Origin of the sequence: Mesorhizobium sp. M4B.F.Ca.ET.017.02.2.1 (assembly GCF_003998955.1) — a bacterium.
Lineage (GTDB): Bacteria > Pseudomonadota > Alphaproteobacteria > Rhizobiales > Rhizobiaceae > Mesorhizobium > Mesorhizobium abyssinicae.
In genome coordinates, this window is record NZ_RZOF01000020.1 from 1 (window position 1) to 13,508 (window position 13,508).

Consider the following 13,508-nt stretch of genomic DNA (forward strand, 5'->3'; position numbering starts at 1 on the left):
ACCTGGAGCACCCGTCCACGGTTCATGACGGCAATGCGATCGGACATTGCCAGGGCCTCCTCCTGATCGTGCGTCACGAAGATAAAAGTGATGCCGGTTTCGGTTTGGAGCCGCTTCAGTTCGACCTGCATTTCCTTTCTCAGCTTGTAGTCGAGGGCCGACAACGGTTCATCGAGCAAAAGCACTTCCGGTTGCGGAGCCAGAGCGCGGGCCAGGGCGACACGCTGCTGTTGCCCGCCGGAGATTTCACTGGTCCGCCGGTCGGCAAGCGTTTCCATCCGCACGAGTTTCAGCATCGCGGCCACGCGATCCACGCTCCGGGACTTCGTCCAGCCCAGCATTTTCAGTCCGAAACCGATGTTCTCGGCGACAGACATGTGGGGAAAGAGTGCGTAGTTCTGGAAAACCGTGTTGATGGGCCGCCGAAACGGCGGAAGCGCCGCAATGTCCTTGCCGCGGAGCAGGATTTGTCCATTGGTCGGAAAGTTGAACCCGGCGATCAGCCTCAGAAGGGTCGTTTTTCCGCAGCCGGACGGACCCAGCAACGTAAAGAACTCGTTTTCGGCAATGTCGATCGACACATCGTCAAGCGCCAGAAAGGCCGAAGCGCCGGTCCCATAACTCTTATGCAGGCCGATCGCCTGGACCGCCAGGCGACGATCGGCGGTTTGCGGGTGGATGGGTTGGGACAATGCCAGCATATCAGGCCTCGAAGGTCACGCGACCGCCGCAGACGGTGAGTGCGGGTGAGAGGGTGTTGATCTCCTCGGGTGAAACGGCCTCGATATCGCCGGACAGGAGGACAAAATCGGCGAAATGACCGGGTTTGAGTTGTCCCTTCCGGTCCTCCGCGTGTTCGGCATAGGCGCCTTCGATCGTGTAGGCCGCAATCGCCTCGTGGACGGTGTAGCTCTGGTCTGGCAGATGCGGCGCCCAGGGCTTGCGGTTGACGGCCGCGTGGATGCCAGCCAGGACATCAATTCGCGCCACCGGCCAATCCGACGCGAAGACAACATGGGCTCCCGCCTGCTTTAAGGTCCGCCAGGCATAGGCAAGCGGCCAGCGATAGGGCCCGATGCGGGTCTTGGCCGGTTCAAGCGGGAAATCCATCACGCCTGGGGGATGCGGCGGCTGCATGGATGCGATCGCGCCAAGGGCAGCAAAGCGCGGAATGTCGGTGGGCTGGATGACCTCGATGTGCTCGACCCGGTGGCGCGCGTCCCGCGGGCCATTGGCCTTCACGGCGGCTTCATAGCCGTTCAGGACCGAGCGCACCGCGCCGTCGCCGATCGCGTGCACGGCGATCTGCAAACCGCGCCGGTCCGCCTCGATCGCCATTTCCGTGAATTGGGCCTGGGTGAAGAGCGGTTCCCCGGTGAAGTCGGGCCTGTCAGCATAGCCGTCGACGAGATAAGCGGTGTAGCCTTCGATCACGCCGTCATAAAACGCCTTCACGAGACCGGAATTCAGCCAGTCTCCGCGATAGTCGTCATTCATGCGGGACGCCTTTTCCAGCATGGCCACCGTCATGAAGTTCTTGAAATGGAAGGGAACCTTGACGCGGCAGAGCAGGGCGCCCTGTTCCTGGATCTCGGTGAGCAGTTCCAGCGTGTAAAGATTTCCGTCCATGTTGTGGATCGACGTGATCCCGTGCCTGGCGCACCAGGCCAGGGCGGCTTTTATGGATGCCCGGTCCAGCGCCCTTTCCTCTGGCGTTGGCGGTTCGGGCGGCTCGCCTCCCGTGGAAAGCCCCAGCGACGAACGAAAGGTGCCGGCATAGACATTGACCGGTCCGAAGGCCTCGACTTCGCGCAGTTCGCCGGTGGCGAGGGCGTCCCCGCCCATGACCACCTCGTTGCCGGGCCCCAGTGCCTTTCCATGGAGAAGCCCGACTTCCTTGAGCAGTATGGTATTCGCCCACATCGTGTGATGGTCGAAGGCCACGAAGGCCAGCGGCCGGTCATCGAGAATGCTGTCGAGGAAATGCCGGTCGATCGGCCTGCCGTCGAGCATGTCGTAATCGGCACCTTGGCAGAAAAGGACCTTCGCCTCCGGATTTGCCGCCGCGTGAGCCCGCACTTTGTCGCGGATCGCGGCTTCACCCTTCGTGCCCGTCAGCAACAGGTCATTGAGGATGGCGCCGCCGCCAAACACATGCATGTGCGCTTCGATGAAGCCCGGCAGCACGCTTCGGCCGGCAGCGTCGATTATCCGCGTCGAATTGCCGGCAAGCGGCAGCACTTCGGTTGCGTCGCCAACAGCGAGGATTCGTCCGTTGGCGATTGCCATCGCAGAAGCCGTCGGCCGGGCCGGGTCCATGGTCAGAATTCTTGCGTTCGTGACCACCATGTCTGCTTGCATCAATGACGTTCCCCCAGCCTGCCCAATTCCCCTTTCGGGTAGGGCAGCAATTGACTACACTTTTTGCATACTTTGTTGTATACACTATGCGCTTGCGAATGCGCGAGTCAACCGGTACCTATTTGCCGCGTTGACGCCAGCCGGTGTTAGGAGCCCCGATGAACGACGTTGCCCGCGGCCATTTGCGTCAGTCGACCTATGAATCGATCAAGGCGATGATCGTGACCGGGCAGCTGTCACCGGGTAGGCGAATTACGGAACTCGAGCTCGTCGAACAGCTTCAGGTCAGCCGGACGCCGGTGCGCGAGGCGCTCAATCGATTGGAGCGTGACGGGCTTGTGGTCGAACGTCCCCGCACCGGATTTGCGGTGGTTCAATTTGACGAGACGATGCTTCGGAATGTGTTCGACATCCGGGCTGAGCTGGACGCCTATGCGACGACCTTGGCGATCGCCCGCATCACCCTCGATGAAGTGGAGCTGCTGCGCGGCTTGGTCGCGGACTGCGAGCGCCTGGCGCAAACCGATTCGGCTCCTCGCGCCCGGCTGGAAGAGATGCAGACCGGCATGGAAATCCATCGCGCAATCGCGCGATTTAGCGCCAACGCCATGCTCGCGGAAATGCTGAACGGACTTTTGGACAAGTGCCAGGTCTATGTCTGGATGGAGTTGACCCAGTTGAACGACTGGAAGGCGGCGCGTGACGACCATCACATGATCGTTGAAGCGATCGCTGCCGGGGACGCCGACACGGCCTGCCGCGAATCCCGCCGTCATATCCGGCAATCGAGGGATGGCATCCTGGACCTCATGCTCAGGCAGCGCGATCTGCGCGACCTGTATCTATCCCGGACCGAGGAGTTGCAGACGCGGCCGGGTCTGGCTGTTTAGGCTTCGCAAAATTGACGTTTCTGCTGGTGTCATCTGCCGGGACATCTGGCGCTGTGTGACGTGGCGGATGCGGACATGCCATCGACGCTTGTCCCGCCATTCGGCGAAGAATTGGCAGGGAGACGCCAGCACCATGATGCACTCGGACCAGATCCATATCGATGCGGATATCGTTCGCGCGATGGTCTTCGACCAGTTCCCGGAGCACCGCCACGAGAAGATCGAGCAGCTTGGCGCGATCGGTACGGTCAATGCAATCTTCAGGATCGGATCGAGTGTAGCGGCAAGATTCCCGCTGCGTGCGATGGCGCCTGTCGAGTGCGCCAATATGCTGCGCAACGAAGCCGCGGCCATGACCGAGTTTGCCGCGCATTCTTCGGTTGCCTGTCCTCGACCGCTCGGGCTTGGTCAACCGGGCCCGCTCTATCCGCTGCCTTGGGCAATGCAGAGTTGGATAGAAGGTGACGTTGCCACGCACGATGGGCTTGCTGCTTGCGCGACCTTCGCACGCGACATTGCCAGGCTGATTGCGTCGCTGCGGGCAGCGGACACCGATGGACGTCGTTTTGATGGGCAAGGGAGGGGCGGCAGTCTTCCGGACCACGACGAGTGGATGTCGATCTGTTTCAACAACAGCGAGGGTCTCCTAGACGTGTCTCGGCTCCGCCGCATCTGGGCCCGGCTGCGTGAACTGCCGCCATCCGGTCCCGACGTTATGAGCCATCGCGATCTTATTCCGGCCAACCTGCTGGTGCGTGGGGACCGCCTTGTTGGTGTGCTCGACTGCGGCAGCTTCGGACCGGCCGACCCGGCCTTGGATCTTGTCGCCGCATGGCATCTTTTTGATCGCAGTCGGCGCGAAACCGTGCGTGCCCATCTTGGATCAAGCCAGCTCGAGTGGCAGCGCGGAGCGGCATGGGCCTTCCAGCAGGCGATGGGCCTGGTCTGGTACTATCGGAGCACCAACCCCGCCATGAGTGCCCTTGGCCGCTCGACGCTCTCCCGCATCATCGACGATCTGGAAATCTGATCCGAACCTGGGCGTCGTTCGGGCCTAAGTTCCTTCACAAGCGCAGGGACCCTGCGTAGCGGCAGCTCATGACCGCTCGTGCAGCAAGGCGGCGTGGGCGACCAATGCATCGATGATCACGCGCATGCGCGGCGGTACGACGCGGCCGGCGCTCCACAGCAGGTGGATGGGGGCAGTGTCCACGGCCGAGCTCATCAGCACTGGCACCAGCTCGCCGCGACGCAAGTTGTTGCCGGCGAGCCAGTCGGGCAGGAAAGCAATGCCGCAGCCGGCGACCGCCGCCTGCAACAGCGCATCGCCGTCGCCGATCATCAGCCTGGCTTGTGGCTGGTAGAGCATGGTTCCGTTGCCATCGGGCAGTGGCCATGGGTTGATGAAATCGCGCCGGGCGTAGACCAGCAGCGCATGCTGGGCCAGCCCTTGGATATCGGCGGGTGTCCCGGCCGTGGCCAGGTAGGCGGGGCTGGCGCACAGCAGCGAACGCTGCGTGCCCAGCCGTCGGGCGGTCAGTGAGGCATTGTCCGCGAGAGGGCCGAGGCGCACGGCGAGGTCGATGCCGTCGTCGACAAGGTCGGCGCGGTGGTCATCGAAGCCGATCTCGAGCCGGAGCGCCGGATGGTCCTTGGCCAGCCCGAACAGCACCGGCGCCACCCAGCGGCGGCCAAAGGCCAGCGGCAGAGCTAGCCGCACCACGCCCGCCGGCGCCTGTCGCCCGGCGGCGATGACGTCCTGTGCCTCGCTGAGCCCCGCAAGCGCGCGCCGGCAGGCCTCGTAGTAGATCTCGCCGTCGGCCGTCAGGCTCAAGCGGCGGGTTGTCCGGTTGAGCAGGCGCACGCCCAGCCGCTGCTCGAGCTGCAGCACCTTGCGACCGACGGCCGATTTGGTCAGGCGTAGCCGCGCCGCCGCTGCGGTAAAGCTGCCCGCATCGACGGCTTCGACGAAGGCGAGGGCGCCCCCAAGGCTGCCAACTATGAGGCTCATTGTATATCCAAACGCAACGATCTGCCGACAAATTCGCACCATTGTAGCTGAATGCGCGATGGTAATACAGGCCGGACAGGGTTGGAGATGCGCAATGGATGACATGACTGAAGCCTGGTGCATGACCGGGTTTGGGCTCGACAAGCTGGTACGCGGGGCGGTGCCGTTGCCGTCGGTCGGTCGGCGCGCGCTGTTGGTCGCGGTGCGCGCGGTGGCGCTCAACTTCAAGGACCTGCTGTTGATCGATGGCAAGTTGCCGGCGATGTCGCTGCCCTTCGTGCCGGCGTCGGACGCGGTGGGCGAGGTGGTCGCCATCGGGTCTGATGTGACGCGTTTCCGCGTCGGCGACCGCGTGTTAGGGCAGGTGATTGCCGACTGGGCCGACGGCGATGGGCCGCCGGTGTTGCACAGACAGACGCTGGGATTGTCGCTGCCGGGCGTGCTGGCGCGCCACGTCGTGTTCGGCGAGGACGCCGCCGTGCCGGCGCCGGCTTCGCTTGGCGACGAGGAAGCAGCGACTTTGCCAATCGCGGCGCTCACCGCCTGGTCGGCGTTGGTCGAGTCCAGACGGTCGCGGCCGGGCACGACTGTGCTTATCGAAGGAACCGGCGGCGTGGCGCTATTTGCACTGCAATTCGCGCTGGCCTTCGGGCAAGTCCCTATCCTGCTGTCGCGCCACGCCGACAAGCTCGAACGCGCCCGGATGCTAGGGGCAAGGCTTTGCCTCGACACCGGCGCCAACCCCGACTGGACCGCACAAGTGCGGACGCTTACGGGCGGGCGCGGGGTCGACCATGTACTGGAGCTGATCGGCGGCGCCAATCTGCGGCAATCGATCGAGACAGTGGCAGCCGGCGGGCTTGTATCCCTCATCGGCCAGCTGGCGGGTACCGAACTGGCCGTGCCGACACCGCTGCTGACGCGCAACCGCATTACGCTGCAGGGCATCGCCACGGGCTCGCGACGGCAGTTCGAGCGCATGAATGTGGCAATCGAGGCGCTGGGCGTCAGACCGGTGATCGATGCCGTCTATCCCTTCGAGGCGGTCCACGAGGCTTTCGAGCACCAGCGGCGCGGGCCGTTCGGCAAGGTCGTGGTCAGTCTGGGCCAAATGCCGAGCTAGACAGGCATCCCACCCTGATCGTTTTCGCGACGCCGTTGCAGAGCTTCCCTTACCGCGCGCACGACATCAGCGTTGTCGGGAAAGTATCCCTTGCGCCTCGATGTCACGACCTGACCGGCCACCGCGACCTGGAATACGCCCCCTTTGCCGCGCTGGTCTTGCGCCCCGGCAACGACTGCTGCGGTACCTGGACATCATCTCGGATCGGCTCGCTACCGATGGCTATGTTAGGGGCTGCCTGATCGGCGACTTCAGCCTGGAGGTGGTCCAGGAGAGCGAGCCGCTGCGCCAACATCTCGTCGCGATGTACCGGGAGTGGCTTCAGCCCTTTAGCGACTGCATCGCGGAGGCCCAGGCTGCCGGGGAAATCGACAGCACGTTCACTCCACGGGATCTGGCGGAGTTTCTTCTTGCCTCCTGGGAAGGCGCGATCCTGCGCATGAAAGTGGAGCGTTCCGGCGAACCGCTCCGACGGTTCAAGGACATCGCCTTCGCTACCGTTTTTGGTCCGCCATAATTTTCCGATTTGACACTAAGGGGTGGCAAGAACGTCTATCAGGATCTGGCTTTTCGCCACTCCTCGTACTCTCCGCGGGCATCGTCATGCAGCGGATAATAGCGTTGCAACGACCCGCCCTGCATGAGCTTTTCGCGCGAGAATTCCTCCCAATCGTGATGCTTCTGCGCCTCTTCGATCACCTTCGCAGCCATTGCGACGGGAACCACCACCACCCCGTCATCGTCGGCAACGATGATGTCGCCGGGGATCACCGTGACATTGCCGCATGCAATCGGAACGTTGACGGCATTGGGATAGATGCTGGTCTGCACATGGTAATTGGGCGTCCAGCCGCGCAGCCATAGGGGCAGATCGAGCTTCTCGACATTGGGCCGATCGCGCATGCACCCGTCGATGACGATGCCAGCGCCGCCTCTGCCCTTGAAATAGGTCGACATCATATCGCCGAAGACACCCGAACTCATGTCACCGCGCGCGTCGACCACGACCACATCGCCCTCCTGAGCGTGGTAGAGCACGTGCCGGTGCAGTTGCGTCTCCGGATCGGCATATTCTCCCTCGGAGAAGAGGTCGGGCCGCTGCGGCAGGAACTGCAGCGTCAGCGCCGGGCCGACGATCGACTTGCCGTGGTTCTGCGCCACCGGACCGACCATATGCGGATTGCGGAATCCCATGTGACCAAGCGTGCCGGCAACGGTCGCGGCGCCGATCTCCCTCAGCGCGTCGATCAGGTCCTTGGACGGCCGGGTGATGTCGGGGCTATGGGTCATGGTGGACTCCGGTTGACGCTGGGCTACCAGTTCGTGACAGAACCATCGCGGCGCTTGAGGTGGGGTGCTTCCCAGAAACGGAAACTCTGCGCCTGGATCGCCGCCTCGTTGATCTCGACGCCGAGCCCCGGCAGATCGCTGACCGGATAGTCGGGGCCGTCGAGCTGTGGTTGCACCGGGAAGAACTCGGAACTGTCGAAGCCCAGCTTTCTTTCCGGCGCCCTGGTCTCGAGCCAGGCGAAATTCGGCACCGCGGCGGCGAGATGTATGGTCGCGGCGGTGCACACCGGACCAAGGGGATTGTGCGGCATCAGGTCCACATAGTGCGCCTCGCTCCAGCCCGCGACCTTCATCGCTTCGGTGAGCCCGCCGACGTTGCAGACATCGAGCCGATTGAACTGATGGATGCCGCGCTCGATGTAGGGCAGGAATTGCCACTTGCTGGCAAATTCCTCGCCGATGGCGAATGGGATGTCGGTCATCGTACGCAGGGATTCGTAGGCCTCCGGCGTCTCGTCCCGTATCGGCTCCTCGAGGAAATCAAGCACGCCGCGGCCGAGCTTGTTGCAGAAGCTTGCCGCCTCGGCCACCGACAGCCGATGATGGTAGTCGATGCCGAGCACGAGGTCGTTGCCCAGCGCCTCGCGCGCCCTGTTCAGCATGCTTGCGGTAGCGCCGATCGACTCGCGCGGCTCGAAGATGTCCCTGCTGCTTTGCCCGACGGGAAAGAAGCGTATCGCCTGCCACCCCTGCGCGCGCAGTTCCCCGGCTCGTTCGATGGCGGCTTCGCCCTCGGCCTCGTCTCCGGTCGAGGCGAAGGTCGGGATGCGGTCGCGCTGCTTGCCGCCGAGCAGCTCATAAACCGGCACCCCCAGCGCCTTGCCCTTGATGTCGTGCAGGGCGATGTCGATGGCCGAGATGGCCGCCTGCAGGACGCGCCCGCCTTCGAAGTACTGGCTGCGATAGATCTCTTGCCAGATCCGGCCGATCTGCATCGGATCACAACCGATCAGGAACTCGCGATAGTGCTCGATCGCGCCGGCCACGGCTTTCTCGCGACCGCTCAAGCCGCTCTCGCCCCAGCCGAAGACGCCCTGATCGGTCTCGATCTTGACCAGCATCTGGTTGCGGGTCCCCACCCACACTGGATAGGGCTTGATCGCCGTGATCTTGAGCTTCGTGGTCATTCACACTCGTTCCACACGCATCCGCCCTGTCTCAGTTGGCCTCGAGGGCCATCTCCGTTTCGCCGTCGAACAGGTGGATGCGCTCCTGGTCGAACTCGAGCCAGATCTGCTCGTCGGGTGCGACGGCGATGGTGGGGGACACGCTGATATTGACGATCGCGCCGGAGAGGAACGCTTGCACGAAGGTGATGTCTCCGGTCGGTTCCACCGTGTAGGCTTTGGCCGGAATGGCGCCGGGAACAGCGCTCTTGTGCAGCTTGATCGTCGAATGTCGCGCACCGAGCACGACCTTCCTGGTGGTCGCTCCCTGGACCTTGCGCGCGTTGAGTTCCGACAGTGCAAGGCTCCAGCCTTCAGCGCTGGTCAGAGCGGTGGCGCCGTTGGCCGTCGATGCCTCCAGCGGAATGAGGCTCATGGCCGGGCTGCCCACGAAGCTCGCGACGAACATGTTGGCGGGATGGGCGAAAACTTGTGCCGGCGAATCGTATTGCTGCAGATAGCCGCCGTTCATCACGGCCATCCTGTCTGCCATGGTGACGGCCTCCAGCTGGTCGTGCGTGACGTAGACGATCGTCGCCTCGAGGTCCTGATGGAAGCGCTTGATTTCGGACCGCATCTGCACGCGCAGCTTTGCGTCGAGATTGGAGAGCGGTTCGTCCATCAGGAATACCGCCGGATCTCGAACCAGCGCGCGGCCGAGCGCCACGCGCTGCTGTTGCCCGCCCGAAAGTTCGCGCGGCTTGCGCTCAAGCAGTTGCGTCATGTCGAGCACCCGCGCCGCTTCCCTGACCTTCCTGTCGATCTCGTCCTTGGGCAGCTTGCGCATCTGCAGCGGGAAGGCGAGGTTCATATAGACCGACTTTTGCGGATAGAGCGCATAGTTCTGGAACACCATAGCGATGTCCCGGTCCTTGGGGTCGAGGTCGTTGACCACCCGGTCGCCGATGAGGATGTCGCCCGATGTGATCGGGATCAGCCCAGCGATGAGGTTGAGTGTTGTTGTCTTGCCGCAGCCTGAAGGGCCGACGAGCGCAACGAACTCGCCGTCATCGACCGTCAGCGAAACCTCGTTGACGGCTTTGAAGCCGCCATAGGTCTTGACGAGATCTTTGAGGACCACGTGGGCCATCGGCAACTCCCTAGTGCTTGACCGCGCCTTCGGTAAGGGCGCGTACGAAGTATCGTTGCAGGACGAGGAAGAGGACCACGACGGGCACGCTCATCATGAAGCTGGCAGCCATCAGACCCGGGAAGTCGGTCGTGTTTTCCGAGAAGAAGCGCTGGATACCGACCGGCAATGTCAGCTGCTCGTTCTTGGAGAGGAAGGTGTACGCGTAGATGTATTCGTTCCATGCGCCGATGAAGGAATAGATCGCCGTGGCGATGATGCCTGGCGCCGAGAGCGGCATCACGATCAGGACAAAGGCCTGGAACCGCGTCGCCCCGTCGATGCGCGCCGCCTGCTCGAGCTGCACCGGGATGTTGTCGTAGAAGCCCTTGAGGAGCCAGATTGCCAGCGGCAGGCCGAAGGTGAGATAGGTGAGAATGAGCGACCCATGCGTGTTCACCAGCCCGATGGCGCGCATCAGGATGAAGAGCGGCACGAGAAAGATCACCGCCGGGAACATGTTGCGCAGCAATACGGCGAAGAACAGGAAGTTCCGGCCAGGAAACGTGAAGCGAGAAAACGCGTAGGCCGCGGGAACCGCCACGATCACCGAAAGGATGGTCGTGGCTGTGGAGACGAAAAGGCTGTTCCAGAAGAAGCGGAGGAAGTCCTGGCCGACGCTGTTCTGCGGATCAAGCAGCTTCTGGTAGCTGGCAAGGGTTGGTTGGTCAGGCCACCATTGCGGCGGGAACTGCATCGCGGCGAAGCCGGACTTGATCGAGGTGAGCAGCATCCAGATCATCGGCAATGCGGTGTAGAGCAGCATGAACGTGAGGAAGATACGCCCGCCCCACCGCCATCCGTCGATGCTCGCGCGTCGACGGGCCTGACCCAGACGGGCTGTCTCGGCGATCGTGCTCATGCGCCTGCATCCTTGCGTTCGTTTCCGCTTAGCGCTCGGACGTAGAAGTAGCCGAGCGTCATCAGGATGAGGAAAAGAAGCACCGAATAGGCCGATGCCACCCCCCAGCGCTGCCGGCCGAAGGCGAGCTCATAGATGTGGGTGATCCAGATGTGCGATGCGTTGGACGGCCCGCCGCCGGTCATGATCCAGGGGATGATGAAGGAATTGAAGTTGGCCACCGCCAGCAGCAGGATCGTCACCGTGGAGACGTTTCTCAAATGCGGGAAGGTGACGTGCCAGAAGCGCTGCCATGCATTGGCGCCGTCGACTTTTGCGGCGCGCAACAACTGCTCGGGGACTGTCTGAAGACCGGCCATCATCATGATCATGGCGAACGGAAACTCCCGCCAGATATTGACGACGATCAGGGAGGGCAGCACCGTGCTGACGCTGTCGATGAAATTCGGCGGCCGATCGGCCAATCCGAGGCCGACCAATACCGCGCCGATGATCCCGAAGTCCGAATGGTAGATCCACTTCCAGATATAGGATGCGGCGACCGCGCTGATGACCCAGGGAATGATCAGGATGGCGCGCAGCACGCCCCGGCCGACAAACTCGCGATGGAGCGCCAGCGCGCAGGCAAATCCCAGGACAAAGGAGATGAAGGTGGATGCCAGTGTCCAGATAAGGGTGTTGGAGGTGACCTTCCAGAACACCGGACTGGTGAGGATGGCGGTGTAGTTGCCGAAGCCGACGAAGATCTTGTCGCGGAGCTGCAGGCCGGGTGGCGTGTTGAAGAACGACAGCTCGATCGTGTAGTAGATCGGATAAGCGATGACGATCAGCATCACGGCAATCGCAGGAAGCACGTACGCGTAGTCAGCGCGATGCTCCCAAATCTTGCCCAGCAGGGGTCGCAATCTTCGCCGAGCCCCGGTCTTTCCGGCCACGATCGTCACTTTGGCGTGCCCTTGTTTTTCGGAGCGAACCGGCTGCGCGCGCAGCCGGCAAGATCGGGTCAGGCTTCGGCTAGAGGCCGCCGCCCATCAGGTCTTTCACCTTCTTGGCCGCGTCGTCCGCTGCCTGGTCGACGGTCATCGCACCGGTCAGGGCATTCTGCAGCATGTCCGGGACGATGATGTTCATGATCTCGGGCGATTGCGGCAGCGCCGGGAACGGAATGCCGTATGGCAGCATCGAGGTGGTGACATCGAGGAACTTGATGCTGTCCAGCCGCTCCTTCATCCATTTGGTCTTGAAGCCGTTAAGGTTGCCCGGGTTCGAGCCGGCGTACGCCATCTTCAGCGACCACTCGGGGCTCGTCCACATGCAGATGATGGCCTTGGCCGCCGGCTCGTCCACCTTGCCGCCTTCGACATATTCGGGCTTCAGGATGTGAATGTTCGAGCCGCCGAACACGACGGCGCGCTTGCCGTCCGGGCCGGTCGGAATCAGGCCGTAGCGCATGTTGTCGATGACGGTCTGCGCCTTGTCCTTGTCGGTGCCGGTCGCCTTCTTCTGCAGGTCGAGCATGACATTGTAGTCGGACGGGTGCGAGATCATCATGCCGAGCTGGCCGGCCAGGAACAGCGGCTGGTTGTCGGCCTGCTGGTTGGTGAGTGCGGAAACCGGAACCGACTTGTCGCGAACATACATGTCGTAAGAGGCTTGCAGCGCCGCCTTGCTCTGCGGGCTGTTGAGCTCGATCTCCTTATACGTCGGGTTCGCCGTGGCTTCGTCGAAGACGCCGCCGCCATAGGCCCACAACTGAGGCATGAAGCGGTACGGCGTATTGCCGGCATTCTTGCGCGCCACCAGGCCGTAACCGGCGATGCCGAGCTTGTCGTGGATCTGCTTGGAGTACTTGACGACGTCGTCCCAGGTCGCCGGAGCCTTGTCCGGATCAAGGCCCGCGCGCTTGAAGATGTCGGCATTCCAGATGAAAGCCATTGTTTCATTGTTGGTTGGAATGCCGTAGGTCACCCCGTCCCAGGTCACGGCCTTCATGGCGCCGGGCCAGAAATCCTCGGTCGAATACCCGACATCCTCCGGCTTGAGCGGCTCCAGATAGCCCTTTGAGGCGAATTCGGTGCCACCCAGGATTTGCAGGCGGACCGCCATCGGCGCCGCATTGCCAAGGAGCGCCGTGCGGAACTTGTCGAGGAGATCGTTATAGGTGAGGGCTTGTTCCTCGAGCTGGATGTTCGGATAGGTCTTTCGGAAGGTCTCGAAGAAGTCCTTGTAGTACTGGCGCAGGAGGTCGGGATCGCCCTCGAACACGCCCTGATACCAGAAAGTCAGCCGCCCCTTGTAGTCGAGCGGGGTGACCTTGCCGCAATCGGCCGCCGTATCAAAATCCTGTGTGCCGGCAATGGAGCGCACATATTCCGGCGACCACTTGCTCAGATCGACCGGCGCCGCGCCCAGCGCTGGTGCGGACATCAACGATGCCATTAAGGCAGTGGAGACAGTGCCGCGCAGGACGGCACCGCCGAGTGTAATCCTCGTCATAGGTATCCTCCAGGTTTCTCTCCCATGCCGCTCAGCATCGAGGCGAGCGGTCTTTGCTCGTCGGCCATGGGGATATCTCGTTCAAATGTATCCCTTCGAGCATTTTGTACGTTTTCAGAT

12 protein-coding genes and 1 pseudogene are annotated in these 13,508 nt (G+C 62.7%); 4 read left to right on the forward strand and 9 right to left on the reverse strand.

Going from position 1 to position 13,508, the window contains the following annotated elements:
• Both EN738_RS04685 and EN738_RS04690 read right to left on the reverse strand, forming a co-directional pair.
• The coding region (locus tag EN738_RS04685; RefSeq protein WP_127282679.1) for an ATP-binding cassette domain-containing protein at positions 1-701 on the reverse strand (701 nt) is incomplete at its 3' end.
• 1 nt (position 702) lies between these two features.
• Positions 703-2,361, reverse strand: a complete 1,659-nt coding sequence (locus EN738_RS04690; protein ID WP_127282680.1) for an amidohydrolase — start codon at positions 2,359-2,361, stop codon at positions 703-705.
• Positions 2,362-2,519: 158 nt separating this feature from the next.
• On the opposite strand from EN738_RS04690, the gene EN738_RS04695 reads away from it, so the two are divergent.
• A complete protein-coding gene (locus EN738_RS04695) occupies positions 2,520-3,251 on the forward strand; it encodes a GntR family transcriptional regulator (RefSeq protein WP_127282681.1) in 732 nt (243 codons plus the stop codon).
• Between the two features lie 133 nt (positions 3,252-3,384).
• Positions 3,385-4,281, forward strand: a complete 897-nt coding sequence (locus EN738_RS04700; protein ID WP_189605758.1) for an aminoglycoside phosphotransferase family protein — start codon at positions 3,385-3,387, stop codon at positions 4,279-4,281.
• A gap of 66 nt (positions 4,282-4,347) precedes the next feature.
• Here EN738_RS04700 and EN738_RS04705 read toward each other — a convergent pair whose 3' ends face one another.
• A complete protein-coding gene (locus EN738_RS04705) occupies positions 4,348-5,262 on the reverse strand; it encodes a LysR family transcriptional regulator (protein WP_127282682.1) in 915 nt (304 codons plus the stop codon).
• 94 nt (positions 5,263-5,356) lie between these two features.
• Here EN738_RS04705 and EN738_RS04710 point away from each other — a divergent pair, with 94 nt between their 5' ends.
• Both EN738_RS04710 and EN738_RS04715 read left to right on the forward strand, forming a co-directional pair.
• The gene (locus EN738_RS04710; RefSeq protein ID WP_210214064.1) at positions 5,357-6,385 is read left to right on the forward strand and encodes an NAD(P)-dependent alcohol dehydrogenase; all 1,029 of its coding nucleotides are present in this window, start codon (positions 5,357-5,359) and stop codon (positions 6,383-6,385) included.
• Between the two features lie 157 nt (positions 6,386-6,542).
• Positions 6,543-6,902, forward strand: a pseudogene (locus tag EN738_RS04715) (TetR family transcriptional regulator C-terminal domain-containing protein); the annotation flags it as partial.
• Positions 6,903-6,940: 38 nt separating this feature from the next.
• On the opposite strand, the gene EN738_RS04720 reads toward EN738_RS04715, so the two are convergent.
• The 6 genes from EN738_RS04720 to EN738_RS04745 form a co-directional block, all read right to left on the reverse strand.
• Positions 6,941-7,675, reverse strand: a complete 735-nt coding sequence (locus EN738_RS04720; protein ID WP_127282684.1) for a ribonuclease activity regulator RraA — start codon at positions 7,673-7,675, stop codon at positions 6,941-6,943.
• 23 nt (positions 7,676-7,698) lie between these two features.
• Positions 7,699-8,862, reverse strand: a complete 1,164-nt coding sequence (locus tag EN738_RS04725) for a mandelate racemase/muconate lactonizing enzyme family protein (protein WP_127282685.1) — start codon at positions 8,860-8,862, stop codon at positions 7,699-7,701.
• A 31-nt stretch (positions 8,863-8,893) separates the two neighbouring features.
• Positions 8,894-9,991: an ABC transporter ATP-binding protein gene (locus EN738_RS04730; protein WP_127282686.1), complete on the reverse strand. Its 1,098-nt coding sequence runs from the start codon at positions 9,989-9,991 to the stop codon at positions 8,894-8,896.
• Between the two features lie 10 nt (positions 9,992-10,001).
• Positions 10,002-10,892 (reverse strand): carbohydrate ABC transporter permease, encoded by an 891-nt coding sequence (locus tag EN738_RS04735; RefSeq protein WP_127282687.1) that lies wholly within the window; start codon positions 10,890-10,892, stop codon positions 10,002-10,004.
• On the reverse strand, positions 10,889-11,836 hold the full coding sequence (locus EN738_RS04740; protein ID WP_127282688.1) for a sugar ABC transporter permease: 948 nt from the start codon (positions 11,834-11,836) through the stop codon (positions 10,889-10,891). Before EN738_RS04740 ends, EN738_RS04735 begins: the two co-directional genes overlap by 4 nt.
• 70 nt (positions 11,837-11,906) lie before the next feature.
• Positions 11,907-13,388: a sugar ABC transporter substrate-binding protein gene (locus tag EN738_RS04745; protein WP_127282689.1), complete on the reverse strand. Its 1,482-nt coding sequence runs from the start codon at positions 13,386-13,388 to the stop codon at positions 11,907-11,909.
• Between the last annotated feature and the right edge of the window lie 120 nt (positions 13,389-13,508).